The 26,751-nt window shown below is 67.8% G+C and carries 30 protein-coding genes; 9 read left to right on the forward strand and 21 right to left on the reverse strand.

Annotated features, from left to right (window positions below; all coding sequences use genetic code 11):
• Window positions 1-18: 18 nt before the first annotated feature.
• The 5 genes from ABD844_RS28470 to ABD844_RS28490 all read right to left on the reverse strand — a co-directional run bounded on the left by ABD844_RS28470 (window position 19) and on the right by ABD844_RS28490 (window position 2,969).
• Window positions 19-732, reverse strand: a complete 714-nt coding sequence (locus tag ABD844_RS28470; protein WP_344884580.1) for an SDR family oxidoreductase — start codon at window positions 730-732, stop codon at window positions 19-21.
• 102 nt (window positions 733-834) lie between these two features.
• On the reverse strand, window positions 835-1,125 hold the full coding sequence (locus tag ABD844_RS28475) for a hypothetical protein (RefSeq protein WP_344884583.1): 291 nt from the start codon (window positions 1,123-1,125) through the stop codon (window positions 835-837).
• Between the two features lie 8 nt (window positions 1,126-1,133).
• Entirely contained in the window at window positions 1,134-1,691 is a 558-nt protein-coding gene (locus tag ABD844_RS28480) for a DUF3224 domain-containing protein (protein WP_344884586.1), read from the reverse strand.
• Window positions 1,692-1,715: 24 nt separating this feature from the next.
• On the reverse strand, window positions 1,716-2,387 hold the full coding sequence (locus ABD844_RS28485) for a TetR/AcrR family transcriptional regulator (RefSeq protein ID WP_344884588.1): 672 nt from the start codon (window positions 2,385-2,387) through the stop codon (window positions 1,716-1,718).
• A 63-nt stretch (window positions 2,388-2,450) separates the two neighbouring features.
• Window positions 2,451-2,969: a hypothetical protein gene (locus ABD844_RS28490; protein ID WP_344884591.1), complete on the reverse strand. Its 519-nt coding sequence runs from the start codon at window positions 2,967-2,969 to the stop codon at window positions 2,451-2,453.
• Here ABD844_RS28490 and ABD844_RS28495 point away from each other — a divergent pair.
• Window positions 2,968-3,543, forward strand: a complete 576-nt coding sequence (locus tag ABD844_RS28495) for a TetR/AcrR family transcriptional regulator (protein ID WP_344884594.1) — start codon at window positions 2,968-2,970, stop codon at window positions 3,541-3,543. The genes ABD844_RS28490 and ABD844_RS28495 overlap by 2 nt on opposite strands.
• Window positions 3,544-3,601: 58 nt before the next feature.
• Here ABD844_RS28495 and ABD844_RS28500 read toward each other — a convergent pair whose 3' ends face one another.
• On the reverse strand, window positions 3,602-4,459 hold the full coding sequence (locus tag ABD844_RS28500) for a helix-turn-helix transcriptional regulator (RefSeq protein WP_344884597.1): 858 nt from the start codon (window positions 4,457-4,459) through the stop codon (window positions 3,602-3,604).
• A gap of 87 nt (window positions 4,460-4,546) precedes the next feature.
• On the opposite strand from ABD844_RS28500, the gene ABD844_RS28505 reads away from it, so the two are divergent.
• The 4 genes from ABD844_RS28505 (at window position 4,547) to ABD844_RS28520 (ending at window position 9,803) form a co-directional block, all read left to right on the forward strand.
• Window positions 4,547-5,320, forward strand: coding sequence for an SDR family NAD(P)-dependent oxidoreductase (locus ABD844_RS28505; protein ID WP_344884600.1), 774 nt, complete (start codon window positions 4,547-4,549; stop codon window positions 5,318-5,320).
• A 70-nt stretch (window positions 5,321-5,390) separates the two neighbouring features.
• The gene (locus ABD844_RS28510) at window positions 5,391-7,574 is read left to right on the forward strand and encodes an MMPL family transporter (protein ID WP_344884604.1); all 2,184 of its coding nucleotides are present in this window, start codon (window positions 5,391-5,393) and stop codon (window positions 7,572-7,574) included.
• Window positions 7,575-8,190: 616 nt separating this feature from the next.
• A complete protein-coding gene (locus tag ABD844_RS28515) occupies window positions 8,191-8,730 on the forward strand; it encodes a SigE family RNA polymerase sigma factor (protein ID WP_344884607.1) in 540 nt (179 codons plus the stop codon).
• Window positions 8,727-9,803, forward strand: a complete 1,077-nt coding sequence (locus ABD844_RS28520) for a CU044_5270 family protein (protein ID WP_344884610.1) — start codon at window positions 8,727-8,729, stop codon at window positions 9,801-9,803. The genes ABD844_RS28515 and ABD844_RS28520 overlap by 4 nt, the downstream gene beginning before the upstream one ends.
• Before the next feature lie 114 nt (window positions 9,804-9,917).
• Here the strand turns inward: ABD844_RS28520 and ABD844_RS28525 are convergent, their stop codons facing one another.
• Window positions 9,918-10,079: a hypothetical protein gene (locus ABD844_RS28525; RefSeq protein ID WP_344884613.1), complete on the reverse strand. Its 162-nt coding sequence runs from the start codon at window positions 10,077-10,079 to the stop codon at window positions 9,918-9,920.
• Between ABD844_RS28525 and ABD844_RS28530 the strand changes: the two genes are divergently transcribed.
• Window positions 10,015-11,037, forward strand: a complete 1,023-nt coding sequence (locus tag ABD844_RS28530; protein ID WP_425568679.1) for an amidohydrolase family protein — start codon at window positions 10,015-10,017, stop codon at window positions 11,035-11,037. The genes ABD844_RS28525 and ABD844_RS28530 overlap by 65 nt on opposite strands.
• A gap of 57 nt (window positions 11,038-11,094) precedes the next feature.
• Here the strand turns inward: ABD844_RS28530 and ABD844_RS28535 are convergent, their stop codons facing one another.
• From ABD844_RS28535 to ABD844_RS28545, 3 genes are read right to left on the reverse strand one after another with little or no spacing between them, the layout of a single operon-like run.
• Window positions 11,095-12,297 carry a DUF6004 family protein gene (locus ABD844_RS28535; RefSeq protein WP_344884618.1) on the reverse strand — a complete coding sequence of 401 codons (1,203 nt, stop codon included), beginning with the start codon at window positions 12,295-12,297 and terminating at the stop codon, window positions 11,095-11,097.
• A 4-nt stretch (window positions 12,298-12,301) separates the two neighbouring features.
• The gene (locus ABD844_RS28540; RefSeq protein ID WP_344884621.1) at window positions 12,302-12,460 is read right to left on the reverse strand and encodes a hypothetical protein; all 159 of its coding nucleotides are present in this window, start codon (window positions 12,458-12,460) and stop codon (window positions 12,302-12,304) included.
• 9 nt (window positions 12,461-12,469) lie between these two features.
• Entirely contained in the window at window positions 12,470-13,294 is an 825-nt protein-coding gene (locus ABD844_RS28545) for an NAD(P)H-binding protein (protein ID WP_344884624.1), read from the reverse strand.
• Between the two features lie 168 nt (window positions 13,295-13,462).
• Here ABD844_RS28545 and ABD844_RS28550 point away from each other — a divergent pair, with 168 nt between their 5' ends.
• Window positions 13,463-13,798 carry a winged helix-turn-helix transcriptional regulator gene (locus ABD844_RS28550; RefSeq protein ID WP_344884627.1) on the forward strand — a complete coding sequence of 112 codons (336 nt, stop codon included), beginning with the start codon at window positions 13,463-13,465 and terminating at the stop codon, window positions 13,796-13,798.
• 304 nt (window positions 13,799-14,102) lie between these two features.
• Here the strand turns inward: ABD844_RS28550 and ABD844_RS28555 are convergent, their stop codons facing one another.
• From ABD844_RS28555 to ABD844_RS28595, 9 genes are all read right to left on the reverse strand, one after another.
• Window positions 14,103-14,528 (reverse strand): VOC family protein, encoded by a 426-nt coding sequence (locus ABD844_RS28555; protein WP_344884716.1) that lies wholly within the window; start codon window positions 14,526-14,528, stop codon window positions 14,103-14,105.
• 590 nt (window positions 14,529-15,118) lie between these two features.
• Entirely contained in the window at window positions 15,119-15,586 is a 468-nt protein-coding gene (locus ABD844_RS28560; RefSeq protein WP_344884630.1) for a hypothetical protein, read from the reverse strand.
• Between the two features lie 292 nt (window positions 15,587-15,878).
• Entirely contained in the window at window positions 15,879-16,763 is an 885-nt protein-coding gene (locus ABD844_RS28565; RefSeq protein WP_344884633.1) for a hypothetical protein, read from the reverse strand.
• 362 nt (window positions 16,764-17,125) lie between these two features.
• Window positions 17,126-17,707 carry a TetR/AcrR family transcriptional regulator gene (locus ABD844_RS28570; RefSeq protein ID WP_344884636.1) on the reverse strand — a complete coding sequence of 194 codons (582 nt, stop codon included), beginning with the start codon at window positions 17,705-17,707 and terminating at the stop codon, window positions 17,126-17,128.
• Window positions 17,694-19,124 (reverse strand): FAD-dependent oxidoreductase, encoded by a 1,431-nt coding sequence (locus ABD844_RS28575; RefSeq protein WP_344884639.1) that lies wholly within the window; start codon window positions 19,122-19,124, stop codon window positions 17,694-17,696. The genes ABD844_RS28570 and ABD844_RS28575 overlap by 14 nt, the downstream gene beginning before the upstream one ends.
• Window positions 19,125-19,238: 114 nt before the next feature.
• Entirely contained in the window at window positions 19,239-19,985 is a 747-nt protein-coding gene (locus tag ABD844_RS28580) for an SDR family oxidoreductase (RefSeq protein ID WP_344884719.1), read from the reverse strand.
• Between the two features lie 75 nt (window positions 19,986-20,060).
• A complete protein-coding gene (locus tag ABD844_RS28585) occupies window positions 20,061-20,210 on the reverse strand; it encodes a hypothetical protein (protein WP_344884642.1) in 150 nt (49 codons plus the stop codon).
• Window positions 20,200-20,832 carry a DsbA family oxidoreductase gene (locus ABD844_RS28590; RefSeq protein ID WP_344884646.1) on the reverse strand — a complete coding sequence of 211 codons (633 nt, stop codon included), beginning with the start codon at window positions 20,830-20,832 and terminating at the stop codon, window positions 20,200-20,202. Before ABD844_RS28590 ends, ABD844_RS28585 begins: the two co-directional genes overlap by 11 nt.
• A gap of 11 nt (window positions 20,833-20,843) precedes the next feature.
• The gene (locus ABD844_RS28595; protein ID WP_344884649.1) at window positions 20,844-22,304 is read right to left on the reverse strand and encodes an MDR family MFS transporter; all 1,461 of its coding nucleotides are present in this window, start codon (window positions 22,302-22,304) and stop codon (window positions 20,844-20,846) included.
• A gap of 130 nt (window positions 22,305-22,434) precedes the next feature.
• On the opposite strand from ABD844_RS28595, the gene ABD844_RS28600 reads away from it, so the two are divergent.
• The gene (locus ABD844_RS28600) at window positions 22,435-23,178 is read left to right on the forward strand and encodes a TetR/AcrR family transcriptional regulator (protein WP_344884652.1); all 744 of its coding nucleotides are present in this window, start codon (window positions 22,435-22,437) and stop codon (window positions 23,176-23,178) included.
• A 145-nt stretch (window positions 23,179-23,323) separates the two neighbouring features.
• Window positions 23,324-23,479: a hypothetical protein gene (locus tag ABD844_RS28605; RefSeq protein ID WP_344884655.1), complete on the forward strand. Its 156-nt coding sequence runs from the start codon at window positions 23,324-23,326 to the stop codon at window positions 23,477-23,479.
• 2,848 nt (window positions 23,480-26,327) lie between these two features.
• Here the strand turns inward: ABD844_RS28605 and ABD844_RS28615 are convergent.
• Together ABD844_RS28615 and ABD844_RS28620 are read right to left on the reverse strand one after the other, a co-directional pair.
• Window positions 26,328-26,525: an SDR family NAD(P)-dependent oxidoreductase gene (locus ABD844_RS28615; protein ID WP_344884658.1), complete on the reverse strand. Its 198-nt coding sequence runs from the start codon at window positions 26,523-26,525 to the stop codon at window positions 26,328-26,330.
• The gene (locus ABD844_RS28620) at window positions 26,522-26,731 is read right to left on the reverse strand and encodes an SDR family NAD(P)-dependent oxidoreductase (protein ID WP_344884661.1); all 210 of its coding nucleotides are present in this window, start codon (window positions 26,729-26,731) and stop codon (window positions 26,522-26,524) included. Before ABD844_RS28620 ends, ABD844_RS28615 begins: the two co-directional genes overlap by 4 nt.
• Window positions 26,732-26,751 lie beyond the last annotated feature (20 nt).

Genomic DNA, 26,751 nt, shown 5'->3' on the forward strand with positions numbered 1-26,751 from the left:
GTCGTTCCCGCGCGGACCTCAGGAACCCAGCAGTTGCTCGACCGCCGGTTCGGGGACCCATTGCCGCAGCTCGCGGGCGGCCTCGCTCGCGGGCATCTCGTGGAAGCGGGCCGGCCGGCCGGTCACCTCGCCGATGATGCCGACCCGCTCGATCTGGGTCAGCGCCTGCGGGCCGGTCACTTCGAAGGTGCAGCCGGTCAGGCCGTGCGTCAGGAGATGGGCGGCGATGGCGGCCACGTCCCGCTCGTCCACGGGGGCGAGCGCGGCGTCGCCGTACGCCCCGGCGGCCACTCCCGATGCGGCCAGCGGCGGCGCCCAGTTGAGATCGTTGGCCATGAGATAGGTCGGCCGCACGAAGGCCCAGCCGAGGCCGGATTCGCGCACCGCCGTCTCCAGTCGCGCCTGCTCGCGGCCGAGCCACCCCGGCTCGGGGAACGTCACGACGGCGGAGGAGAGCAGGACCACCTGCTCTACCCGCGTGGAGACGCACGCCGACAGCACCTGGTCGAAGACCTCGAAGACGGGGAAGAGGAACACCCTGCGCACGTCGCGCAGCGCCGTGGCCAGCGTCTGAGGGTCGCCCATGTCGCCGGAGACCACCTCCGCGCCGTCGGGCAGGGCGGCCTCCTGCGGGGTGTCGAGGGTCAGGGCGCGGACGCGTCGGCCCTGGTCGAGCAGGCGGGTGACGACGTTCCTGCCGATGTTGCCGGTTGCACCGGTGACGAGGATCATGCGGGGTTCCTTCCGGTCGGGGATGCTGCGGGATCGCGGCGGGCTGCCGCACTGTCGCCTCCGGAACGATGGCGTACGGCATATGGCCGACGGGCAGGTCGGTCACGGTCGTTCCGGCCTGATCGGCGATCCGGCGGGCGGCGCGGCGCAGCGTCGGCTCCGGATCGCCGGGGCGTGGCCGGCACGTACAGGGGCACGGCCGCGCCCGCCGGCGCCGACGCGAGCGGGCGGCGAGGCGGTCACTCCCGGCAGGTCCGCACCGAAGAACGCCTCTCCGCTCGCGATCAGACGTTCACGCTGATGGGCGTCGAGCCGCTCGAAGTCGTCCCCGAGCGACTGCCGGGCGTGTGCCAGGGCCTGGGCGTACGGCGCGGTGCCCGGCATCGCGGACATCCGCGGTCTCACTTGTCGAACCAGTGGGTGAAGCTGTCCTCGGCCCGCCAGGTGCCGTCCGGCCCCAGCGCCACGGTGAACGCGCCGCGCCCGCGCAGCCCCGCCAGCTCGCCGGTGCCGGAGCCCGGGACCACCGTCCAGAACCCCCGCCCCGCCCCTGGCCGGTCCCCATAGCCGTAGCAGGTCAGTACGAAACTGCCCGATCTGCCGTCGATCGTGCCGACGATCCGCTCGACCCCGGCGACGATTTGCGACCCGTCCGGCTGGACCACCCGGACGTGGTCGGCGTGCCCGGTGCCCTCGATGCCGCCGGTGAACCGCTCCGTCTGAGCGTCGCGAACACCGCAGGACCGCCCTCGACGGCCGGACCGATGTCCTGCTTGTCCATGGTGAGCACCTCGACGGAGCTGGTGTGCGTCACCGCGTCCGGCGGCGGCTGCTCCTCCGCGTAGGTGGTGGGTCCCTCTGTGAGCCCGCCCCAGGTGAATGACATGTGCTCTTCCCTTCCGCCGGGCCTTCCCGGCAGATATCAAACCAAACTGTTCAGTTTGATTGCGAAGCGGCAAAAGGCGCGCCCACGCCTTCTGCTGTCAGGTGGTCGCGCGCAGGAACAGGTCCACGATCCGCTCGACGCGCTCGCGATCCGGGGCGGTCACCGGCCCGTCCGTGGCCACGATCCCGTCCGGCAGGATGTAGGTGAGCAGGCCGCCGGTGAGCAACCGGGTCGCCGCCTCCATGTCGTCGACCACGATCACCCCGGCGTCGCGCGCCCGTTCCAGCAACTCGGTCACCCGAAGGCGGATGCCCCCGGTGATCGTCTGAGCCCACAGCCGGCCGATCTCCGGCACCCGCGGCGAGTCGGCGATGATGACGCGCGACAGCGCGAGATAGTCGCTGCCGGAGATGGCCTCCAGCACCTCCGAGGCCAACTCGACCAGCGTGGCCCGCAGTTGCGGCAGAGAATCCACCGGCCGGTCGCCGTCCAGTGCCGCATGATCGCGATTCAGCCTCGACAGCAGCGAGCCGAGCACGTCGATCATGAGCTTCTCTTTGCTGCGGTAGTAGACGTACAGCGTCTGCTTGGACACGCCCGCGGCCTTGGCAATGGCGTCCGTGGTTGCGCCGGCGAACCCCTCCGCCAGGAAGACGCGCGTCGCGCCATGACGAATCTGAGCCCGCTTGGCCTCACTGCGCGCCGATTCCTGGGTCATCTTGCCGCTTTCATATTTCAAACTGTACTGTTCAGTTTGATTCTGCGTCAAGACGTCACAACGACGTGCGCCTCGATGCCGGTACGGCGGCCCCCCTCACCCTCCTCCTGCCGGTCAGGGGGATGCCGCACTGTCACTCCGGCGCAGCCGGAGGGCGGCGACCACGAGCAGAACGACCGCGCCAGCCGTGAAGACGACGTTGCCCGCCAGGTCGACCGCCAGGCTTGCGGGGTCGATCGTGCGCCACGGGAAGGAGTGCCAGGCGTAGGTGAGCAGGGCACCGCCGGCGAGCGCCAGTCGGTGGGCCTGCGACCAGCCCTCGCGACGCGACCAGCGGGCGATCACCGTGAGGACCACGGTGAACAGGACGACGTAGAGCACCACGCTGAGCCAGACGGGGAGGGAGATCACCGAGGACAGCCAGGTGAGGAACCGGATGCCCGCGATCGAGTCGGCGCCGAAGACGGTCGCGACGGCGAGGACGACGCCGAAGCCGACGACGGCCACGAACAACGCGGCCGTCACGCCGAGACCGACCTTCCCCAGCCACGGCGTGGTGCGGCGCGGGCCGGCGAGGGACTCCACGATCGCGATCGGGACGCTGATGCTCCAGATCGTGTGCACGCCGACCATGAACATGATCCACGGCAGGGCGCTCCGGCTGTTCGTGGAGCAGGGGTACAACCAGACGACCGTCGCGCAGATCGCGGAAGAGGCGGACGTGGCCAAGAAGACGTTCTTCAACCACTTCCCCACGAAGGAGGACGTGCTGTTCGCCGACGTCGAGGAGTATTACGTTCGGGCGACGGCGGAGGTGATCGCCGAGCGGGCGCCGGACGAGCACGTCGCCGACCTGCTGCTACGGATCTACGAGCGGGTCGTCTCCCGCGTTCTGGACGAAGGGCTGCTGCCCGGCGACACCGAGGCGTTGAAGAGCCTCAGCGCCACGATCATGACCAGGCCGGCGATCCAGGCCAAGGTCCTGCACCTGATGTTCGACCTGCAGCAGAAGATCGCCGAGGCCGTCCTGAAGGCTTATCCTGACGTGCTCGACCCGATCACGGCGGTCGCCGCCGTCGGCTCGCTGATGGGCGCGGGCCAGGCTGCCGGGTTCGCCGGTCTCCGCCAGGGGCTGTCGCCGGACGAGCAACTGGCGTCGATCCGGCGCGCCCTCGACGTCGCCGTACGGGGCCTGCGGTCACTCTGATCCGCCGCGAGCCGACCCGCCCTCCCGCGCGCGCCCAACGCCGCCCCGGTCGGTCGGTTCAGCCTGGCACGTTCATGCGCTGGGTGCCGATCACCGAGACCAGCCGCAGTGCTTCTGCGGCCGGGGAGTCCGGGTCGGCCGTGTAGATCACCACTTGCTGGTCGCGGTCGGAGATGTCCAGCATGTGGCAGTTCAGGGTGATGGGGCCTACCAGCGGATGGTGCAGGCTCTTGCGCAGGCTCGGTCCGGGGGACACGTCGTGCGACGCCCACAGCCGGGCGAACTCCGCGCTACCGGCCAGGAGCTCGGATACCAGCTCGTCCACTTCGGAGGCGCCGGGGTAGCGGGCGGCGGCGGCACGTAGCCGCCGGGCCGCCTCATGGGCGAACACGACCCGGTCCGCCTCCCCCAGGACGGGCGGCCGGGCCCCCTCCAGGTGCGGCCCGAGGAAGGCGTACCGGATCAGGTTGCGGTCGCGCCGGGGCAGCGCGGAGAAGTCCACCATCAGAGCGGCCGCCAGGTCGTTCCAGGCGATCACCTCGTAGGTCGCGGACAGCACGAACGCGGCGGCCTGCGGCAGCCGGTCCAGCAGGTCGAGGATGTTGCGGTGCACCTCGCGGCACGGACCGGGCGGTGGGCCCGGCGGTGCGCCGGCCAGGTGGTGCAGGTGGTCGCGTTCGGCGTCCGACAGACGCAGCGCCCTGGTCAGCCCGGCCAGCACCTCGCGGGACGGGTGCGGGGCACGGGCCTGTTCGAGGCGCGTGTAGTACTCGGTCGAGATGTACGCGAGCTGGGCCACCTCCTCGCGGCGCAGCCCGGGGGTACGGCGCCGCCGCCCGGCCGGGAGACCCACGTCGGCGGCGGAGATCCGCTCCCGTCTGCTGCGCAGGAAGGCGGCCAGTTCCTGTCTGTCCACGCCTCCACTATGCGTGGCCGGTGCCGTGCTCAGCCAGGTACCACCGATGCCTGGCTGAGCGCCGTACCCGGGACCAGGCTCGGTGCCATGACTGATGACAAGAGCGCGGGCCTGCTGGCCGGCAAGATCGCCTTCGTTACCGGCGCCGGGCGCGGCATCGGCGCCGCCGCGGCGCGGCTGTTCGCCCGGGAGGGCGCCACAGTGCTGCTCGCCGCGCGCACCGAGGGCCAGCTCAAGGCGGTGACCGAGGAGATCCGCGCGGCGGGTGGCACCGCCGACCACGTCGTGTGCGACCTGGCCGACCCGGCCGGCGTCCGCGCCGCGGTGGACCGGGTCGTGGAGCTGTACGGCAGGCTTGACGTCGCCTTCAACAACGGTGCGACGGCGGTGCCCCCGGCGCCGATGGACCGGATACCGGAGGCCGACTTCGACCTGATGTACACCGTGAACCTCAAAGGGCAGTGGATCGCCATGTCCGCCGAAGTGGCCGCCATCCGGGCCACCGCCAGAACCGGGGCGATCGTCAACACCTCCACCGTCGGCAGTTGGGGGCCGAACCCCATGCTGCCCGCGTACGGCGCGATGAAGCGGGCGCTCAACAGCCTCACTGAGTCGGCCGCCGCCACCTACGGCCCGGAGGGCATCCGGGTCAACGGGATCGCCCCCGGCACCACACTGACCGAGATGGTCCACGCCTGGGAGGCCGCCTCGCCCGGCATCGTCGAGCAGCTCAACGCGCGCACCTCGCTGCGGCGCGCGGCCGAGCCCGAGGAGGTCGCCGAGGCCGCCGCCTGGCTGCTCAGCGATCGCTCCTCCTACGTGACCGGAGCGGTGCTGCGGGTGGACGGCGGCCTGGGTTGAGCTGGGAGAACGGCAAGTCTGACATTCGGGAGGCACCGCCGTGTACTCATGGCTAGGGCATTTCACCTTTGTGCGCAGACGCGCGTTACTGATCGCGGCTGCCTTGTTCGTGGTGCTCGCCGGTGTCTGGGGCAGCGGGGTCTTCGGCGCCTTGAGCACCGGCGGGCTGGAGTCTCCCGGCGCGGAGTCGTACCGGGCCAACGAGCTCCTGGAAAGCCACTTCGGACACCGGCCGGCGCAGGCGGACGCGGTGGCGATCTACAGCGACCCCACCGGCAAGCTGTCGGTGGACGACCCGGCCTTCGAGAAGGCGGTGACGGCGGCAATCAGCAGCTTGCCGCAGACCGAGGTCGCCTCGTGGACCAGCTACTGGAGCCCGGGACTCACCGAGGGGCAGCGCGCGGGCTACGTCTCGAAGGACGGGCACGCCACGCTGGCGACGATCATTCTGCGCGGCGCGGACAGCGAGGAGCGCCTGGCATCGTACGGCGAGATCGAGCAGCGCGTGCGCGCCGAGGGTCTGCAGACCCACATCGCAGGCGGCTCCACCAGCGTGTTCCACCTCCAGCGGCTCGCCACCGAGAACCTGGCCACCGCCAACATGATCTCGCTGCCGATCCTGCTGATCCTGCTGCTGGTCATCTTCCGCGGCGTGGTGGCCGCCGCCATCCCGCTCGCGCTGGGAATCGTGGCCATTCTCGGCTCGCTGGTGATGTTGCGCGGCCTGACCTACCTCACGGACATCTCGATCTTCGCCATGGAGATCGCCATGCTGCTCGGTCTCGGCCTTGCGATCGACTACGGGCTCTTCATGGTCAGCCGGTTCCGCGAGGAACTCGTGCGTACGGACGGCGACGTGCGACAGTCGCTGGTGACGACGATGAACACGGCCGGGCACACGGTCGCCTTCTCCGGTCTGACCGTCGTCATCGGACTCTGCGGCCTGATGTTCTTCCCACAGCCGATCTCCCAGGCGTTCGGCTACGGCGGCATCGCGGTCGTCCTGTTCGACCTGCTCGCCGCGCTCGTCGTGCTGCCCGCCCTGCTGGCGGCGCTCGGCCCCCGGATCAACGCGCTGAGCCTCCCCTGGCCACGCCGCCGGCCCGGCGCCGTCACCAGGGAGGACCGGGCGTGGAAGTGGCTGGCCACGTCCGTCACCCGTCGGCCGCTGCCCTGGCTGGCCGGTGGCCTGCTGGCGCTGCTGGTCGCCGCAGCCCCGCTGCTCTCGCTGCAGCAGGGCCTCACCAACCACCGCTACCTGCCCGCCGACAACGAGGGCCAGGTGGTCCCCAGGATGTTGGCGGAGGACTTCCGGCAGGACGGCCCGGCCGCCACGCGGATGGACATCGCCATCGTCGGCCCCGTGCAGCGAGCCGCCCTCGACGACTACCTGAAATCCGTCGAAGGCATCGAGGGCGCGCGGGCGGCCGGCGCCCATCTCGCCGACGCCGAGCTGACCTGGGCGACCGTCACCTACCAGGGCGAGGCCGACGACGTGGAGAACCTGCAACTGGTACGGGACATCAGAGCACTCCAACCCCCGGCCGGCGCCACCCAGGTCCTGGTCGGCGGCCCCGGCGGACCGGCGGTCAGCCTCGACAACAGCGACGCGACGACGGGGGCCCTGCCGTGGGCACTGTCCTTCATCGGCCTGTCGACCCTGATCCTGCTCTTCCTCGCATTCCGGTCCGTCCTCGTACCCATCAAGGCCGTCGCCGTCGCCTTCCTCTCACTGGCGGCCTCCTGCGGCATCATCGTCTGGGGCTTCCAGGAGGGCGGCCTGGCCGGACTGATGGGCTTCTCCGTGGTGGGCACCACCGACGTCTGGGCGCTGGGGCTCATCATCACGATCGCCTTCGGCCTGGTGACCGACTACGAGATGTTCCTGGTGAGCCGCATCAACGAGGAGTATCTGGCCACCGGCGACAACCGGCGCGCGATCATCACGGGCCTGCGCAGCACCGGTTCCCTCATCACCCGGGCCGGGCTGCTCATGGTCGTCGTCCTGGCCACGATGGGGTTCACCGCGACCTCGCTGTTCCTGATCACCATCGGGGTCGGCCTCACACTATCCGTGGTGATCGACGCCACCCTGGTCCGCTCGATCGTCGTACCCGCCGCGATGCAACTGCTCGGCGGGGCGAACTGGTGGCCGTCCCGGCCACGGCGGTCGAGCAGCCGCCCGAACGTCCCCGACCAGCCACGGCTCACCCCACCGCACGACGCCACGAGCGGACCGGTCGCCCACGTCTGACCACGGGGCCGTGGCAGCGCGCGCCACGGCCCCCCCAACTTGAGGTGACCCGCTTTTGCGGGCCCAAGGACGGGGAGACGACGACGTTCCTGGCCACGATGCGCCGCAACGCGCGCAATGCCACCCTCATGCTCCCGGGCTACACCCTGCGGCACACCACTCACGTCGTGCACATCCGGCCGGACCGCCCTCACCTGCGGGGCCGGCAGGCAGACCAGTCCGGCACCTCAGCACGAGCACCGGTCTCACCCCCGCTGCGGAAGACTTCCACGCCGCCGAACCCACGGTCCTGACCGGCGCACTGGTCGGCTACGCACGCGTCTCCACCGCCGACCAACTCCTGTCCCTGCAGGACCTCAACTCGATCGTGGCGGAGCTGCGCAAGAGCGGCCGGCGTCGGCTTCCGCCCCCTGCACGAGGCGCTGGACACCATCCACCGTCATCTCGATCCCGAAAAGCCGGTCTCGGCACAGGAGGAGCACAGGGCCGCCCCCGATCACCTGCTACGGCGGCGGGCCAAGCTCGCCGACCAGATCTCCGGCATGCTGTTCGAGCGCACCCCCACTCGATTTTCGGCATGACGCAACCTCCAGGGGGACTTGTGCATGTAGATGACATGAAATCCGAGATCATCCATCCACCGCCCGGTTCTCCGGGCGCCGAGTCCTCGGCCGACACGGTCGTCACCGAGTTATTCCTCGTCCACCGCCTCGCGCTTGTGCGCCTGGCGTTCCTGTTGGTAGGCGACCAGGAGACCGCCGAGGACGTGGTCCAGGACGCGTTCGCGGCGGTGTATCGCAGGTGGAGTCGGTTGGCCGACCGTGGGCAGGTGCTGCCGTACCTGCGCACGGCCGTGGTCAATGGGTGCCGGATGGTCCTGCGCCGCAGGACGATCATCGGGCGGTTCCGCGGTCACCGCGAGGTTCCCTTCTGGTCGGCGGAGGCGGCGGCGCTGCTGGGGGAAACCCGGCGGCAGGTGTTTCTGTCCGTGCGGACGCTGCCGCGACGCCAACGCGAGGTGTTGGTGCTGCGGTTCTACCTCGACCTGTCGGAAGCGGAGATCGCCCAGGTGATGGGGGTCAGCCGCGGAACGGTCAAATCGACGGCATCCCGGGCGCTGAAGGCGCTCGCCGCGAAACTGCAGGAGGAGCGATGACCCGGAACGTTGAAGACCGACTCCGCGACGCTTTCACCGCCGGTGCGGAACTGGTGTCCCCAGAGAGCCTGACAGCTGTCGCGGATCCTGTCGCGGTCCGGCCGCGCAGGCGTTTTCGAGGGCTGCCGGTGTTGACTGCCGCCTCCGTCGCGGTGGTGCTCGGCGCGGTCGCGATCGTCCCCTCACTGTTGCGACATTCCGCAGCTCCGGCGGGGTTCACCGCTGTCGTGGACGCGCTGGCGCGGCGAGCCGAGCAGCCGCGTGAATACTGGCGTAGCGAATTGGAGACGCTGACGTGGGGGCGACCGGCCAAGCAGACGTACAACATCGAGGAGAGCGTCCGGCGGGTCTACTGGGCGACTCCCCGCGGCCCCGCCGTGGAGACCACGCCGCTCCACACCCGGCCCTTCACGACCGCCGACGAACGGAATTGGCGTGCGGCGGGCGCGCCCGCCCTGTGCGGTTTTCAGGTGGGCTGCAAAGGCGTGCAGGACCAGCATGGCCGGACGGACTACTACTTCCCGGCGGGTTTCGAGGTCGGCGGGATGTCACTGACCCGTTCCCAGCTTCTCGCGCTACCGCAGGACCCGCAGCGGCTGGGAGCAGAGTTGCTGCGACTGCGGGGCAAAGAGCACCAGGAACCCGCCGGTCCCGGCCGTTCCTATGTCAAGCAGTACTCGGAGCGGGACATGCTGTGGCTGATGGGCGAGGGATTACTCACGAACGCGCCTACCCCGCCTGCGGTGCGGGCGGCTGTCCTGCGAATGATGGCCGCGTTGCCGGGCGCGCGGATCGTGGACGAGGCCAGGGACGCCGAAGGGCGAAGCGGCGTGGCCGTCGTGCGCAGAGTCGATCGAGACCCGGTGGAACGGCGGCTGGTGATCGATCGGTCCAGCGGCGACGTACTCGGGACAACGACCCTGGTGGCCGGGCCACTGCCCGAAACCGCCGGCCTGGATGTCGGTGACATGGCCGCTGCGCAGGTGGTCAAGAAACTCGGCTGGACCGGCGACGGACCTCGGCTGCCCGAAGGGTGCGCCCAACAGGTCGGGAAGACCTGTGACGGCTCTTAGCGTGTCATTTAGGTGCGTCACGAGCGCCGAGCCCGGGCCCTGAACAAGGTGCTGATCCCGTGGCAGGGCCCTGGCGCGATGGGTGACCGGAAACGGGAGGAGATCCTTTTCCGATCAGGCGGCCGCGTTGCTGCTCGAACTGCCTGTTCCCATGCTCGGCGCCCGCCGCGTCCTGCCGGACATGCTCGACAACGGCAGCGGCTCGATCATCATGATGACCTCCACCTCGGCACTGCACAGCGTCTCCGGGTTCGCGACCGCGTACTCCACGGCCAAGGCGGGGATGATCGGGCTGGCCCGGACAGGTCCTCGTCGTCGACGGCGGGCTCACGACCCACAGGCCCGGCTTGTCGAAAAGCGGCCGTCACTGACGACCGCACCACGTCTCGCCGCGGCGGCAGCCGCATCCATCCCCGCGCTCGAGACCGGCGCTTACCGATCGTGGAGCCCACTCACCGGAAAGAAGCACCACGACATGGAAATCGTCGACGGACAACTCCACGCAAACCAGATCGGCCCGAACTGGCAGGAAGCCGACCTGGACACCACCCTCAACGCAACGATCGTCGCCATGGACGCCGTCGGCGTACACGCCGCGGTGCGCGACGAGTTCACCGGCCTGGACGACGAGTTCCACATGCTGCCCGGCGCCTACCACGCCAACGGCGGCCGGCGACCGGAGCGGCCCTTCTCGCGACTGGCCGTGAGTAAGTACCCGGACCGGTTCGTATGGCTCCGCCGCGTCGACCACACCGCGCCCGACCTCGCCGGACTGATCACAGGACTGCACACCCAACCCGGCTGCGCCGGCATCCGCGTCCACGCCGGCTTCGACGGCAACACCTGGCGTGACCTCGCATTCGAGCGAGGCGGCTACAACGACCTGTTCGCCGCCTGCGAGGCCACGCAGGTGCCGGTGTTCATCATGGTCACGCCGCGGGTCGAGACGCTGAAGCCGTACCTCCGGCGATTCCCCGACCTGACCTTCGTCATCGACCACCTCGGTATCGCCTGGCCCCAGGCCGACACGCCGCCCACCGAGCGCTACCGCAGGCTCGACCTGGCCCGCGCGCTGTCGAAGTACGCCAACCTCAAGTGGTCCCACGTCGAACGACTGGCCGGCGAGCCGTACCCGTACCGGGACCTGATCCCGCACTTCCGCAAGGTCGTCGACGCGTACGGCGCCGAACGCGTCCTCTGGGCAAGCGACCACACCCGCACCCTGCTGCGCTGAACGCCTGACCCAGGAGCGCTCGGTCCGCCCGGATGCCCTTTCCTCCTCGGCGGGTTTTCAGACGTTGACGTATGCCTGCTCGTCGACGAACGCGTCCCGCATGGTGAACCGCACGCCGGTCAGACGCCCCTTGGCCGTCCCGTCGGCGCTGAAGAGCGGCGTGTCCGCGCCGTCCATGGCCAGTTCGCTGCCGGCGGGCTGAAGGTCCTTGAGCTTGCCGCCGAGGTGTACGGGGTTGGCCGCATACAGGGTGCCGGCCGGGGTGACGATTTCGAACTCGGCGTCGATGTCCAGATCGCTGGGGAACCGCACCCGGCTCAGGCTGTCCTCGTCCCTCTCGCCGAGGCTGCCGCCGGACGGCCGCGGCCAACTGGCGCGCAGCATCACGCGGCCGCCGAGGGCGTCGCTGTGACCGGCCATGGCCAGGCGCGCCATCTGGGCCAGCACGCCGGCTCCCTCATCGTGCCTGTCGGGCCCGAACAGCAAGATCTCGGCGCCCGCCGCCTTGAGGTAGTCGCCGGCCAGGTCGATGCGCTCGGTCTTGCCGTTGATCTCGACCTCGATGGTGCCTTCCATCGACACCTGCATGATCATGGAGGGGTTGACGAGCATCGACATGAACGGGGCCGCGCTCGGGGCGAAGAACAGCGTGGGCGTTATGCCGTTCGGCTCGTTGTCGTCGTCGGCCGGATACCACGCCTCGGGCAGGGTGGTGCCGCGCAGCACGTTCGGCGCGTGGGCGATGTCGAACGGACCGTCGCCGCGTGGGGCGCCGTGGTAGGGCCTGGTGAGCGGCTTCGCGTGTGGGGGGACGTTGTCGATGACGGCGTACATGTCGATGATGTTGCGGTGCGCCAGGCGCAGAGTGCCGGTCTCCAGGATGCCGAAGCGGCCGATGTGCATCTGCGCCGGGAAGTTCTTGCCCGGCGCGATCTGCCGCACGTGCACGATGCTGGGCAGAAGCGGGTTGGACAGTAGCTGGATACGGTCGTCGAGTTCGTAGCTGAAGCCCTTGATGCCGGCCTCGGGAGTGCTGCTCAGCTCCTGCTCAAGCTCGGCGCGGCCACTGTCATCCACTCGGGTCTCGAAGCCGGGCATCGGCCACGTGTTGATCTGGACGAACCCGGAGAGGTTGATCGTCTCGCGGCGGCCCGCGTAGTAGTCGTCGCCGAACACGACGGTGGCGCAGGCGAGGAGGTGGGCCCGGATGGGTCGGGGCTCGAGGTTGAGAGACTCATAAGTCTCTCGAAAAGCAGTCATATCGTCACGGTATCGCCGAGTTGTGCATGAAGATCGACGACAGGCCGCGGCATCGGTCGTGGCAATCGCTGCGGCGTTCGCCCTCCTGCGTCTGGCGGCGATGCGAGCACGGCAGGAGCGGCGCGGATTCACCGCGCCGGCCGTGCGAGAACTTCGTCTTCACCCGGACGCGCTATTCGAAGGCCGCAACGTTGCGCTCCGCCCACTCGGCGAAGGTGCGGGGCGGGCGGCCGAGGAGCCGCTCGACATCGGGGCTGACGCGCTGCTCGGCGGCGGAGGGTGCGCCCAGGGCGCCGAGGGTGGCCTCCACGACCGGCTCGGGCATGTATCGCAGCATCTGGTTGCGCGCCTCCGCGCGGCTCTGCTCAACGAACTGCACCGGCTCGCCTACTACGTCCCCGATCGCCGCGGCCTGCTGCCGGGGTGAGATCGGTACGGGCCCGGTCAGCGTGTAGATGGCGCCCTCGTGGCCCGGCTCGCGAAGAGCGACGGCGGCGACCTCGGCGATGTCGGCCGGATCGATGCCCGGCACCGCGACGTCTCCGAACGGCGCCACGACCATCCGTTGCGCGCGGACCGAATCGGCCCATTGGAACGTGTTGGAGTTGAAGTTGCCTGGCCGCAGCATCGTCCATTCCAGACCCGACTGCTCGACGGCGTCTTCCAGATGAGAGGAGTGGCGTCGCGTGCCCACGCCGTGGGAGGACAGCAACACGACCCGCCGGACGCCGACCGCCCGCACGACGTTCATGACGTCACCGAGATCGCCGTTCGCCATGAAGTCGGGGGAGGTCAACAAGAACAGCGCTTCGGCTCCATGGAGGGCGGGCTTGAGGCTCGCCGGCTCGGTCAGGTCGGCCTGCCGGCGCCGCACCCCCACCGGCACGTCCAGCTCTGAGATCCTTCGTGACACCGCCGTCACCTGCTCGCCGGCCGCGGCAAGCGCTTGCACGAGCGGCTGCCCGACGTTGCCCGTGGCTCCAGTCACCACAATCATGTTCGCTCCCGGTTGTCGATGCCCTTATGGACTCGATGGAAGCTACTAGCGCTGTGGTAGTAGGTACCTAGACGAAAGTATTGGCAAGGAAGGACCATTGTGACCAACGACACAGCTTGGGCTCCCCCTGAAGACGTCGCCCCGGAACAGGCGTGCCCGATCGCCCCGGTGGTCGACATCGTCTTCAGCCGCTGGACCACCCCCATCCTCTGGGTGCTCCATGAATACGGGCGGCATCGATTCGTGGAGTTGGAACGCCGTATCACCACCATCACGCCCAAGGTGCTGACCGAACGGCTGCGGCAACTGGAACGCGACGGGCTTGTCGTACGCACCTACCACCCGGAGGTTCCGCCGCGGGTGGAGTACGAGATCAGCGAACTGGGACGCAGCCTCGCGCCGCTGTTCGCAACACTCGCCGAATGGTCGGTCAACCTGGACAAGGTCGAAGAGGCCCGGCAGGACTACGACGCCAGAAAGCCGATCGGCAGCCGTCGCACCTGACCCGAAGACTCGCCGCCCGCGCCCGCGGCCGGCGCCCGGGGGGCGCCCGCCGGCCATGGCCGCCGAGCAGATCCGGCACGCCCGAGACCTGCTCACCTGGCCGGAGAACGTACCCGGGCACCTGCCTGATCGCGTGGCGCGGTAGGCCAAGCGGGTCACGTCGCGGGTCAGCAGTTCCTGACTGATCGGTCGGTTCAGAACCTCGGTGGTTTCGTTCGGTTGCGTGGTCATCTCTTTCTTTGTCGTTTTCTCGGTCCGTCCAGCGGATCGTTCTGGCTGGTCGCAGGTCGGCCGCGACGGGCTGTCAGCCGAGCTGCTCGGCCAGCGCGATGATGATCCCCTCGGGGCCGCGGACGTAGCAGAGCCGGTAGCTGTCCTCGTACTGGGCCAGCTCACCGACGAGTTCGGCGCCGTGAGTGCGCAGGCGGGCAACGACGTCCTCGATGTCGTCGACGGCGAACATGACGCGATGCATGCCCAGCGTGTTGTGCGGCGGGTTATGCGGTCCAGCGTCGATCGCCGCGGGGGTGTGGTATTTCGCCAGTTCCAGCCGGCCGTGGCCGTCCGGGGTCCGCATCATCGCGATGTCGCAGCGGACGCCGTCGAGTCCGACGGTGCGGTCCGCCCAGCGGCCCTCGATCTGCGCTTTGCCTTCCAGCTCCATGCCGAGTTCTACGAAGAACGCAATGGCAGCCTCAAGGTCGTCGACGACAATGCCGACGTTGTCCATCCGCTGGAGCGTCATGATGGTTCTCCTTTGTCGCACGGCCCGTCGTGGGCCACTGGTGTACCTAGGACGGAGCCATCGCCACGTTCTCGACACTGGGAAGCGTGCTGAGTTCTGGCTCCTGCTCCCGGCCGTCACCGCCATGGGGTGCCGCGTCCGAAAACCCACACGCACGCACGCATGCGGGCCGTCGCCGTCGCACAGCGGGCCGGGTTCCGCCACATCACGCGGATCCAGGACCCGGACGTCACCGATTTCGTGGATGACGCATCGCGTTGAGGTAGACATTGGGGTCCAGGTCGGTGACGTGCAGGGTCTCACGGGCAAGTGGCCCAGGGGCCGAGTCCTCGTGACCGGAGTCGCGCTGCTCGCGGCAGGGAACTCCCGACGCGGTACGTCTTCAGCGTGTGCACGGAGCGCGCTGGCCCGGTCGCGACGCGCGCCGGGTACGACATGCTCGTGCCCGAAACCGACCCTGGCCGGCAGCCGGCAGCCTGGGAAGCGCCCGAAACCCTCGATCTTCTGGCCTGAGGCCAAGACCCTGTCGACGGCGCCACTGCCGCGACGGTTAGGGGCAACCTACTTGCCCGCACTCAGACGGTCTCACCCAACTGTTCGGCGACCCGCCTCAGACCATCCTTGATGAGCTGCCCATACTCGTCGTCGCCAAGTGCGCCGATCCCGTCCCGCGCGTGCTGGAGGTGCTCACGGGCGCGGTCGAGTTCGCCCAGCTTGCGATAGCGCTCACTCAAGTTCAGGTGCAACGACGGATACAGGCCGGCCACCGAAAGCGGCACCCCGGCTTGGGCCACCCGCTCATCGGTGATCAGGCCGACGGCGGCAAGCGCTCGCAGATCCCACATCAGCTCCTGGTGCACATCGTCCCCTTGCACATCGGCCATCGAGTGGGCAAGGACACAAACATGCAGCGGGTCGCCTTGCTCACCGCCGATGTCGTCCCAGATCTGCGCGAACAACTCGCGAGCCGCTTCAGGTTGGCCTTGGTGGTGATGCAGCTCCACCCCCTGGCCGATCCGGGCCATCGTGGGGTCGTCGGTCATGAGCGGCTCCTTCACCGTCGCAGGCAATCGCGGTCAGCCTACTGCCCTACGCGGCTTAACGATCTTCAACCGCCTGACCAGCAGCTTCGCTGGACAGTCCAAGATGACAATTATCGGCCTGCTCCTGTGGACCTGGCGTACGGCCGGCCGTGCCCAGCCCCGCACAGCAGCGGAGGAAAGCCGCTTCGAGTCCGTCGGCAAGGAAACCTCCGCCCTCGCATCACCGATGAACACGACCCTGCGGCCCGGCCACGCAAGTGCCGGTGCCAAGCTCCTACACCCACGAGGTGCGTCACAGGCCGTACTGTTCTTCGACTTTCCGTTGAACCGCCAAGCTCTTCGGGAGGTAGGCCGGGTAGAAGGCTTTGCCGCATTCCAGGTCGTCGAGTGCGGCCTTGATCTCTTTGTTCAGGTACGGCTTGGCCTGCTCGGGAGTGAGCGTCGGCCAGTACTGCATCATGACCTCGCCCTCCTTCTTCGGAGGCGCGACGTCGGGCACGTCGGGGTTCTGCTCGCGGCCGATCTTGTCTTGCTGGGCCAGGAACTCGTCAAAGCCGCGTCCGGACATGGCGATCGGCGTAGTGTCGCTGATCACGTTGCCCTTGCCCTTGAGGCACGTGGCCATGGCCGTGGCCAGCTCGACCAGTTCGGGGTCGGAGTTGAGCTCGGCCTTCTCCGCCCGTCGGCTGGCCTTGTTGAACTGAGTGTAGTAGTCATTCTCCGACTTCACATCCAGGCCGAGCAGTTGTTTGTAGCCCTTGACCTGGCAGGCGTTCAGCGCCTTCGAGTAGGCCTGCATCTGCGCCTTGGAGAGGGTGGACTGGATCTTCCCGTTCGGGTTGCCGTCCGGCCCGCCGCCTTTGGCGTTGAAGTGTTCCGGGTAGACGTGCTCGGCGAATACTCCGAACCCGTATTGTTGGCGATATTTCAGCATCGCCTGGTAGTCGCCTTGAACACGTTTTTTGTCCGCTTCGATGTGCACCTGTTCCGGCACGAACGGGACGTACTTGAAGCCATTCTGCTTCATGCAGTCGGCCTTGACCGCTTCGAACTGATGCCTTTTGTCCTTGGCCGCGGTGGGCGAGGGCGCCGCAGTGCTCTCGACGGTGTTCCCGCAGCCTGAAAGCGCTGCTGAGGCCAGTAATGCGGCAGCAGCCACACGAAATCGAGTGAGCATGGCCAGTGACCATACACCGTTCAACGTAGCATGGTCAATTCAGGCAATGCCCCTGCTTGCGGAAGGAGAGGTCTACTCATGCTCCGACCTTGGTTTGGCACACGGGCCTGTGTGGAGGCGGGTCGGCTGGACTGCCCGTGGTTACGTCCCCGGACCAGGCGCACCCTGACATACCGCCACCAGTCCCGCCCGGCGATCTCCGGCAGCCACCGCAAGGTGCTTTGAGCGCCAGTCCTGCCGCTGGAGACCAGCGTGGCGATGACGGCCGCCGCCAGTGACCAGGCCGAGACGGCGCCCGGCTGGGTCGTACGGTGGCACCGGGCTGCTGGTGAGCAGGGTTCGTGCAAGCACCCCAAAGCGGACTATGTCGCCATCGGTGCTTGGTGGCGCGCCAGGAGAGCCCGTACGGCGGTGCGGATCGGCTCGCTTGGGGAATCGGGGACGCCGGTGGTGAGAGCGGTGAACAGGATGCCCAGCACGCTCATCTCCAGGAGCATGGCGTCGTCCTGGCTGATGTCGATTCCGGCGGCGCGGCACTGGCGGACGATGAGATCGCTTCGGCCGTGCAGGGCGTCGGTCAGCGTGTGTCGCAGACGGGCGTTTCTGGTGCTCTCCAGGTGCAGTTCGAACAGGGCCAGCGGATGGTGCCGGTCGTCGGTCAGCATCGCGGTCAGAACGGCGACCAGCGCCTCCTCCAGATCGGCGGGCGAGATCGGCCGGACGGTGTAGGCGTCCACACGTTCGCCGAGCCGGCGGGTGATCCGCTCGATGACCCCGTCGAACAGCGCGTCACGGGTGCGGAAGTAGCGCGAGGTGGTGCCGGCCGGTACGGCGGCGGCGGTGTCGACGGCCCGGTGGGTCAGCCCGCGTGACCCCTGCTCGGCCAGCACCGTGATGGCCGCGTCTGCTAGGTGGTCGCGGCGCTGTGGGTTAGGCGGCGGCACGATTTCCTTCCCTGTTGGTGTGGTCGGCCGGGCCACACCATTTCACCAGAGCCGCTTCGATACCGGTGTGATCCCCGGCCCAGGCCACGTAGCCGTCCGGGCGGATCAGCGTCGCCTCGGGCCTGGTGCTCTCAAGAGGCCTGGCGTGCCGTACGCGATTGCGCCAAGGAGTGGGCACGCCCTCATCGGAGAGCAGAACGAAGGTGCCTGCGCGCAGCACCTCATACAGACGACCGGCGTCTGTCGGGCCGTCGGAGGCGCGACGCCCGGCCAGCGGGTGGGCGTCCGGCTCGCCGGGCGGGTAGGCGAACTCCAGGCCGGAAAGCCTTCCGAGGATGCGGCGGCGGCCTGGACCGGTGTGGAGCAGGGGCGCCATGATGCGCCGGCTGATTTCCAGGCGCACTCGTGAGCCGCTGAGTACCAGCCCGGTGAGGTGGTCGGTCATGGCCAGGACGGCGGAGCCGACGGGGTGCCGCTCGGCGTGGTAGGTGTCGAGCAGCCAGGGCGGGGCCCAGCCGTGCAGCGCGGCGGCGAGCTTCCAGCCCAGGTTGATGGCGTCCTGGATGCCGGTGTTCATGCCCTGGCCGCCGATGGGCGAGTTCACATGGGCGGCATCCCCGGTCAGGAAGACCCGCCCTGATCGGTAACTGTGGGCCTGCCTGCGCTCGGCGACGAAGCGGGAGAACCAGCGCGGCTCACTCATCCCGTAGTCGGTGCCGGCGATGCGCCGAAACGCCTCGCGGATCAGGGCGAAGCCCGGGTCGTTCTGCTCTTCACGCAGCCACGCGCCGACCCGGAACCAGCCGTCGCCGAACGGGAGCGTCACCACCACCCCCTGGGTGCCGACCTGCGTGATGGGCGGCGGCTCGGAGGTGGGAATGCGGACGTCGGCCAGCAGCATGGGCAGGCTGTAGGTCGCGCCGGCGAAGCCCACGTCGACCAGGTCGCGGACAGCGCTGTGGGCGCCGTCGGCACCGATGACGTACCTGGCCGCCAGTTCGCCTCCGTCCTCAAGCCTCAGCCGTACGGATTCGGCGTCCTGGCTCAGGCCGACCACGTTGGCGTTGCGGCGGATCTGTACGCCGAGTTCGGCGGCGCGCTGCTGAAGGAGCTTCTCGGTGCCGTTCTGGGGCACGAGCAGCAGCATCGGGTACCGCGTGTCGAGCCGCCCGAAGTCAACCCGTGAGGCGTAGGCGGGATACACCGTCCTGAGCGGGTTGCCTCCCGCGACCAGTTCGTCGCCCACGCCTCGGGCGTCGAGCAGTTCCAGGGCCCGAGCGTGCAGACCGAAAGCCCGCGTGACGTTGGACTCGCTGCCGCGCTTGTCCACGATCGTGCATGAAACGCCCGCCAGTGCGAGCTCGTAGGCGGCCATCAGCCCGGTGGGGCCGGCACCCACGACGACGACGTCGTGCACAGCATCCTCCATTCGCTACATCTGTATCGCTACATATATAGCGCATGGACGATTGAGCGCGCCAACGCCCCGCGCTGTTCGCCAAGAGTTCGCCGCCGTCCTGGCGGCGTGGGTCTACATGGTCGTCCCGCCTGAGACGTCGAGCCGGTGTCCGGTGACGTAGCGGCTTTCGTCGGAGGCCAGGAAGGCGACGGTGTCGGCCACGTCCTGTGGCGTGCCCAGCCGTCCGAGGGGCGTCTGCGACGACAGCCAGGCCAGGGCCTCGCCGACCAGGCGTCCTTGGTGCATGTCGGTGTCGATGACGCCGGGGGCCACGGTGTTGACCGTGATGCCACGGGGCCCGAGCTGCTTGGCCAGCGCGGTGGTGAGGACGTCGAGTGCGGCCTTGGACATGGCGTAGTCGATCGCCCTGGGCATGGCCGCTCCCCTGGTCAGCATGGTGCCCACGGTGACGATCCGCCCGCCGTCGCGCAGCCGTGGCAGGGCGAGCTGGGTGATGAAGAACGGTGCGGTGGTATTGACCGCGAACAGGCGCTCGAAGCTGTCCCGGGTGACGCCGTCGATCTCGGACTGGCCACCGAGGATGCCCGCGTTGTTGACCAGGATGTCCAGCCCGTCGGCGTGGGCGTCGAAGCCGGCCCACAAGGTTTCGGCGTCACCTGGGGCGCCCAGCTCGGCCTGGATGGCGAAGGCCTGTCCGCCGGCTGCTTCGATGGCGGCGACGGTGTCCTTGGCGGCGGCGTGGTTGCTGCCGTAGTGCACGGCGACCTGGGCGCCTTCGCGAGCCAGCCGGGCGGCGATCGCGCGGCCGATGCCCCGGCTCCCGCCGGTCACCAGCGCCGTCTTTCCGGTCAATCTCATCATGATCATGCCTTTCTGTTCATGCGGTGCAGGGGGTGGTGGTCTTGGCGTCGCATAGGACCCGCGTCCACCAGCTCACTTGGTCCAGGGGTTGTGCCAGTCGACGGCGTTCTTCGGGGCGGCTGGGTAGCTGTGGATGTACTCGGGGTCACCACCACGAACGCGTCGGCGGCCGTCGCGGACGCTGCCGGCGATGACGGCCAGCCGTAGCGGGTCAGTGGTCACGGTGTTCTCCTTTCGTGGTGGCGGCATGTCGCAGGGCCGCCAGCAGTGTGGTCTCGGTCTGGGATCCGGTGAGCGGGGGCAGGTTCTCGATGAGGAAGACCGGCACGCCGGTGATGCCGAGGCGGCGTACGTGGTCGAGCCGGGCGCGCACTTCGGCGGGAGGCACGTGGCCGGTGGTGACACCGACCTCGGCGGCCAACTGGGCGAGCGTGGTGGGGTCGCCGATGTGCAGCCCGTCGGTGAAGTGGGCGCGGAAGAGGCGTTCGGCCATGGGCTCGGCCTTGTCCTGGTGCGCGGCGTCGGCGATGAGGCGGTGGGCGTCGAAGGTGCCGGTGGCGATGGCCTTGCCGTACTCGAACCGGAGGCCTTCACGGGCCGCGCGTTCGGCGAAGGTGAGCGCGCTGGCGGCCGCTTGCGGGCCGAAGGTCTGTTCCAGTACCGCGAGGAGCGGCCGCCCGTCGGCCGGGGCGCCCGGGGCGAGCTCGAAGGGGACGAACTCCACGGTCACCCGCACGCCCTCGGTCCTGAGCCGGTCGGCGGCGCGGGCGAAGCGGGCGTAGCCGAGGTAGGAATGCGCGCAGATGACGTCCATCACGAGCTGGGTTTTCACACTCTGTGGCATGGGTGCCCGCCTCACGCGGCCGCGGTGGCGGGCTCGGCCGACGGGGTCCGGTCACGCAAGGGGACCTCGCGGATGAACCAGGCCAGCGTGAAGGCGAGGGCGCCCAGCGCGGCGGCGCCTAGGGCCATGGCATGGATGCCGCTGGAGACGGCGAGCTGAACCGCCTCCCGCGCGGCGGGCGGGAGCTGAATGAGCGCGCCGGGCGTCAGCCGGCCGGAGGCGATCCGGGTGCCGGTTGCCGCGCCGAGGTGGTCGATGAGGGTGTCTTGCAGCCGGGCGGTGTACAGGGCGCCCAGGGCGGCCACGCCCAGTGAGGCGCCCATGGTGTGCCAGAGGGTGACCGAGCCGCTGGCCGCCCCCATGTCGCGCGGCTCGGCGCTGTTGATGGTGATGATCGTGGTGGACTGCATCAGCAGGCCCACACCAAGGCCACCGATCAGCGTGAGACCGGAGGCGAGCGCCAGGTTGATGCCAGGCCGCAGCATGAGGAGCGCGAGCATGCCGACCGCCACGGTGGCGCCGCCGAGGATCGGGTAGATCCGGTAGCGGCCGTTGCGGCTGATGAGCCGGCCGGTCCCGATCAGTACGGCGACCATGCCCAGCATCGCGGGCAGGATCAGCAGGCCGCTGACGATCGGCGAGGCGCCATGGACCAGTTGCAGGTACTGGGGCAGGAAGGTGGCCGCCACCACCATGCCGACGCCGCCCAGGAAGCGGATGACCTGAGCGAGGGTGAAGTTGCGGTCGGCGAACAGGCGCAGCGGGACGATCGGCTCGGCCGCGCGCCGTTCCACGAACAGCAGGGCGGCCAGCGCCGCCGGCCCGACCAGGATCAAGGCGAGGATCGGAATCGAACCCCAGGCGTACTGGGTGCCGCCCCAACTGGCGACCAGACTGAGCGCCACCAGCGCCACCGTCAGCAGCAGCGCCCCGAGGTAGTCGATCCGCGCCCTGACCCGGCGCCGCTCCAGCCGCACGGCGGCACCGATGAGCAGCAGGGCGACCGTGCCGATGGGGAGATTGACGAAGAACGCCCACCGCCAGCCCAACTGCTCGGCGAACAGGCCACCGAGCAACGGCCCGGCGATGAAGGCGATCGGCATCATGACCCCGAACAGCCCCATGAGCCTGCCGCTGTGCCGGGGCGGCACCAGCTCGCCGATCAGCGCCAGAGCCCCGGTCATCAGGCCACCCGCGCCCAGCCCTTGCACCATCCGGAAGCCGACGAGCTGGATCATGTCCTGCGCCATCCCCGACAGCCCGGACCCCAGCAGGAAGACCACGATCGCGGCCATGTAGACCGCCTTGCGGCCGTACAGGTCGCCGAGTTTTCCCCAGATCGGCGTCGAGGCGGCCATGCAGATCAGATAGGCCGTCGCCACCCAGGAGAAGTACTCCAGCCCACCGAGATCTTTCACGATCGCCGGCAACGCGGGCCCGAGCATCATGCCGTCCAACGAGGCTGTGATCATGCCCAGCATCACTCCGATCACGCCCACACGAAGAGATCGATCCACACGTCCCCCATTTCGCGTACCTTGTACGTGAAATGGACCATAACCATTCAGGTACCATGTACGCAAATGGAGGGAAGGGGTTCGCGTGGCCGACGAGGGAGCGACCAGCATCTGGATGCAGCCGGAGGAGCACGAGCGCTCCGGCCCGGGACGGCGCCCCGGCTACACCCGCGAGCAGATCACCCGAACGGCCGTCCAGATCGCCGACGCCGAAGGAGTGGAGGCCGCGACCATGCGCCGGATCGCGGGCGAACTGGGCACCGGCGCCATGTCGCTCTACCGCTACGTACCCCGGCGCGACGACCTTTTCGACCTCATGATCGACCTGGCGATGAGCGAGATCGAGCTCCCCGACGGCCCGTCCGGTGACTGGCGCTCCGACCTGACGCTGCTGGCCCGGCAGATCCGCGCCGCGGGCCTACGCCATCCCTGGCTGATCGCGCTGCTCACCAGCCGGCCCACCCTGGGCCCCAACCTGCTGCGCGTGCACGAGTTCGCGCTCGGCACCTTCACCGGGACCGGGCTCGACATCGACGACACCACCGGCTTCGTCGGCATGCTGAACGACTACGTGAACAGCGCGATCCGCCGCGAGATCGGCTGGCTGGAGGAGGCCCGCCGCACCGGCCTGGACCCCGAGCGCTGGAAGCGGGACTACATGGGACCGTACGTCCGCCAGGTCGTCGAAACCGGCGCCTTCCCCCTGTTCAACCGATCGGTTCTCGACTCCCGCACCGGCCACCTCACCCCCGAGGAACGCTTCCGGCACGGACTCGATCGCATCCTCGACGCCATCGCCGCACTCATCCCATCGCTCTGTCCTCGTTGAGCAGGAATCCCGCGAAGGAGCAGCGCACACTCACCAGCGGCTGCCAGGCACCGAGTCTGCCCGAACAGCAGACCCGGTAGCTCCCTCCCATCAGGCGGCGGTCCTGTCGGCGGTGTCGAGGTAAGCTCGCGAGGTCGTCGCGACCGTGGCCGATCTGCGATCCGCCCGTACCCGGCGCTACGTCCGGGAGTTCATGAGCCAGCTCACGCGCTACCAGAATGACCCGCTCGCGCAGAACTTCAAGACCTACGCCGAGGCTCGACTTGTGCGGGCGCGTTCGGAGATCGTCCCGGCGAGATAGTCGTTCAGACGCTCCAGGATTAGATGCGGACCATCCACCAGCGCCGCCGAGACCTTGACCGCCCTGACCCTCGCTTTCCCTGAAAGTGAACGGATTGGAGTGCAACGCCTTCAAACTTGACTTCGTCGCAAACCTTTAATGACAACTGCGGAAAACTGTAGTCCGTATCCCTATCTCTGCATAGCGTTGCAGTTTGCAACTACAGTGCCCGTACACAAAAGTCAAGAGTTGACGTCGTCGATCATGACTGAAACTTTTGACAATGCCGATAGACGAGAATTTAGCTCATCCAGCTCGCGACACCCGATCGGCTTCATCCACTCCCGTCAACGGCCCCCTAACGGGGGAAGCGTTGGCTGCGTCGAAGATCATGGCTGAACAAGCGCCGCTGCTGAAGGCGGCCGACGTTATCCAGTTCGCCGCATACAAACAGGACCCGGATGGCTTCGCTGGACTGCAGATAGCCGACGAAAAGGTCCTTCTCTGGTGGAGCGGCGACGTCCCGGCGCCCTTTAAGTCGACAGTTGAGCAGGCTCGTACAATCGCACCAGTCGAGATCCAGAACTCCGCACACTCCGAAAAGCAGCTTACCGCCGCAGCGGATCAACTTGAGGCTGCCGTAGGGCTGCGAGCAGGTGGACCGGCGCACACGATACTGATCTCCGCCATTGGGTCGGGGGTACGAGTACTCACGACTCCAGGCTCACGGATCAACGGACTCCGTACTCCCGATGTGGGAGTCCCAGTGGAGTTCAAAGAGGCACCACCGGCCCAGACGATGAGTCGGTGCAACGACGCGAGTCCTTGGCCGGGAGGAATCGGCTACCGAAACAGCTCGCGCTCTCTAACGGGAGGCCCATGTGTGGACAACGCTTCAGAGACACACACATGCTCAGCGGGCTACGGCGTAAAGAACTCCGCCGGAACGACATATCTCTTGACCGCCAGGCACTGCGGCATGGTCGGTGATGTCATGAAGGACTCCACCGGCGAAACAATCGGCACGGCATCCGTGGGCAACAGATCCCAGGACGTGATGCTGATCCGGGCAACGATTCGCCCATATGTATGGGACGGCGGTTCAACGTCCGCAAGCCTTCGCGCGGTAGCGAGCTACGGAAACGCGCCGGTCGGCACCTCTCTGTGCGCGTCGGGCGCCCGGACGGGGACGACCTGTAGCTACACCGTGACCGAGTGGCGAGCCCACTTCTTGACTGGCGGGATCACGATGGTACGTCCGTGCAGAGCACGGGCCTTACGCTGGCGGAAAAGGGCTGCTCTCCAGGAAACACTGTAGCTTCCGGAGACAGCGGCGGTGCAGTCTTCCACTACAACAGCGATCGCACTACTTCGGCACGTGGAATAGGGAACGCCACGCAAGACTTGGATGGCGACGGCTGCACTGACTCCATGTATCTTATGGACTGGGGACGAATGAATCAGGCGTCCGGGTTCGAAACAATCACTCCTGTGTATCCGTGACCAACTAGGCACGCCAGGAGCATGAAGTCGGATGTCCGAGCCTTGCCTCGAACATCCGACTTTATCCGTGCTCGACGAAGAAACGGAGGGATCAGTTGAGATTCTGCAACCAACCAAGGACACCATGCGTGCAAGTGGCATGAGAAGGACCATTTCTGCGATGGTGAGCGCACTCGGGTTACTCTCAGCATGCGCTCCGTCTGTATCGTCGTCAGTATCGCCCTCACCCGAGTGCCCAAGTAGCTGGGGAGGGAAGGATCCAGGAGACTGGGTGCCTTCCATTGGATCGGGAACCCCCGAACTACTGGTGCCGGGCACCCCTCAACAGGCGGATATTTGTATCTACGATACGAAAGGGCTTCGAGGTGCCGCACCGCGCCGGCTGATCGACGGTCTCGAACAAATGGCCACAGATCTCAATCATCTTCCCGTCGTCGCCGCTTCACCATCCTGGCGAGCCTGCACCATGATCGGTTCCACACCGCACAGCTACCTCATCCGCTTGCGTTACAGCAACGGCAGTGTGTCATGGGTCGGAACCGCATATGACGTCAATCAATGTGTGGTAACCACGAATGGCGCATTCCGCACGAAGTCTTACGTCGGAGACGCGGTGAGTGCGGCCTACAATGCAGGGCGCTGGTCATCTCTCAACCCAGTAAACCAGTGCGATCCAGGGCGAGGAAGAGTTGGCCAAGACAAGCAGATGGTGCCCAAGGATGCGATAGGGCTAACCGTTTGCAACTTCAGTGCCACAGCTCCACAAAAGAGGGCGTACGGCAAGGACGTTGCGCGAGAGATATCAGCCAAGATTACGGCACAGCCAACGAGAATAGATGAGGGGTCTTGCCCAATAAAAGCGACGCAGTCCCTACTTCTTGTCTTCAGGTACGCTCAAGGGCCTCCTGCTGCAGTAACGCTCTGGAAGAAGGGGTGCGGCATGGACAACAGATTTCTGAGAAGCAACGTGCCACCAACTCTTTCGGCTGAATTGTCCGGCCTGTTGAACTAATCGTCGGAAGTCGGCCAACATCCGCAATGGCTAATGTGGTGCGTACTCGGAACTCATCGACTCTTCCATGTCCCCCGGTACGCTGAAGACTTAGAAGGGACGCCAGTCCCTAGGCAGGATGTCTTGTCGCAGCGATGCCATGCGACGGTCGAACTCTGCACGGATGTCGGGACCGTGGTCGACGCTGCGTCATCATGGCCTGTCCGGACGTCCAGCCGCCATCCACCGTGAGGTCCGCACCGGTCATACGAGGCCGCGTCCGAGATGAGAAAGGACACTGCCTCGCCGATCTCCTCCGGAACGCCGATCCGGCCCAGCGGGGCCGGCGGGAAGTTGCCTTCCCCCAACGGCGCGTTACGCTCCATGGTCATCGGGGGGTAGATCACGCCCGGGTCCACGGTTGACTTTTAGCACCCGTTCGAACTGCTCCAGCGTCTCGCTCTCGAGAGGTGCCCTCGCGGCGATCCCGACGTTGTTGACCAGGCCGTCCACCCGGCCGTAGCACTCGACGGTGGCCTCCACCACGCTCTTCCAGTCATCCTCGCTGGTCACGTCGTGTCAGAGGCGGTCTTCGTACCCTGTTCGTCGAGCAGGTCGGTGACCACCACCTTGGCTCCGTCCCGAGCCATGCGGGCGGCCACGGCCGCACCGATCCCGCGGGCGCCACCCGTCACGATCACTACCTTGTCCTGCAGACCAGACATGCTCGTCCCTTCCTGTTGTTCGTCGATTCGTTGAGCCGAGAACTTCCAGATCATCGAGGCGGGTGCCTGCTCTT

It is taken from the genome of Nonomuraea antimicrobica (assembly GCF_039536965.1).
In the GTDB taxonomy this organism is placed as follows: Bacteria; Actinomycetota; Actinomycetes; order Streptosporangiales; family Streptosporangiaceae; genus Nonomuraea; species Nonomuraea antimicrobica.

Bases quoted from the DNA above. Each gene is read 5' to 3' on its own strand.
- ABD844_RS28515 (WP_344884607.1), top strand. From the start codon at position 8,191: ATGAAATCCGAGATCATCCATCCACCGCCCGGTTCTCCGGGCGCCGAG.
- ABD844_RS28495 (WP_344884594.1), top strand. From the start codon at position 2,968: ATGAACATGATCCACGGCAGGGCGCTCCGGCTGTTCGTGGAGCAGGGG.
- ABD844_RS28505 (WP_344884600.1), top strand. From the start codon at position 4,547: ATGACTGATGACAAGAGCGCGGGCCTGCTGGCCGGCAAGATCGCCTTC.
- ABD844_RS28530 (WP_425568679.1), top strand. From the start codon at position 10,015: ATGATGACCTCCACCTCGGCACTGCACAGCGTCTCCGGGTTCGCGACC.
- ABD844_RS28470 (WP_344884580.1), bottom strand. From the start codon at position 732: ATGATCCTCGTCACCGGTGCAACCGGCAACATCGGCAGGAACGTCGTC.
- ABD844_RS28595 (WP_344884649.1), bottom strand. From the start codon at position 22,304: ATGATCACAGCCTCGTTGGACGGCATGATGCTCGGGCCCGCGTTGCCG.
- ABD844_RS28545 (WP_344884624.1), bottom strand. From the start codon at position 13,294: ATGATTGTGGTGACTGGAGCCACGGGCAACGTCGGGCAGCCGCTCGTG.
- ABD844_RS28475 (WP_344884583.1), bottom strand. From the start codon at position 1,125: ATGTCCGCGATGCCGGGCACCGCGCCGTACGCCCAGGCCCTGGCACAC.
- ABD844_RS28580 (WP_344884719.1), bottom strand. From the start codon at position 19,985: ATGAGATTGACCGGAAAGACGGCGCTGGTGACCGGCGGGAGCCGGGGC.
- ABD844_RS28490 (WP_344884591.1), bottom strand. From the start codon at position 2,969: ATGGTCGGCGTGCACACGATCTGGAGCATCAGCGTCCCGATCGCGATC.
- ABD844_RS28520 (WP_344884610.1), top strand. From the start codon at position 8,727: ATGACCCGGAACGTTGAAGACCGACTCCGCGACGCTTTCACCGCCGGT.
- ABD844_RS28620 (WP_344884661.1), bottom strand. From the start codon at position 26,731: ATGATCTGGAAGTTCTCGGCTCAACGAATCGACGAACAACAGGAAGGG.
- ABD844_RS28590 (WP_344884646.1), bottom strand. From the start codon at position 20,832: ATGCCACAGAGTGTGAAAACCCAGCTCGTGATGGACGTCATCTGCGCG.
- ABD844_RS28555 (WP_344884716.1), bottom strand. From the start codon at position 14,528: ATGGACAACGTCGGCATTGTCGTCGACGACCTTGAGGCTGCCATTGCG.
- ABD844_RS28560 (WP_344884630.1), bottom strand. From the start codon at position 15,586: ATGACCGACGACCCCACGATGGCCCGGATCGGCCAGGGGGTGGAGCTG.
- ABD844_RS28535 (WP_344884618.1), bottom strand. From the start codon at position 12,297: ATGACTGCTTTTCGAGAGACTTATGAGTCTCTCAACCTCGAGCCCCGA.
- ABD844_RS28565 (WP_344884633.1), bottom strand. From the start codon at position 16,763: ATGCTCACTCGATTTCGTGTGGCTGCTGCCGCATTACTGGCCTCAGCA.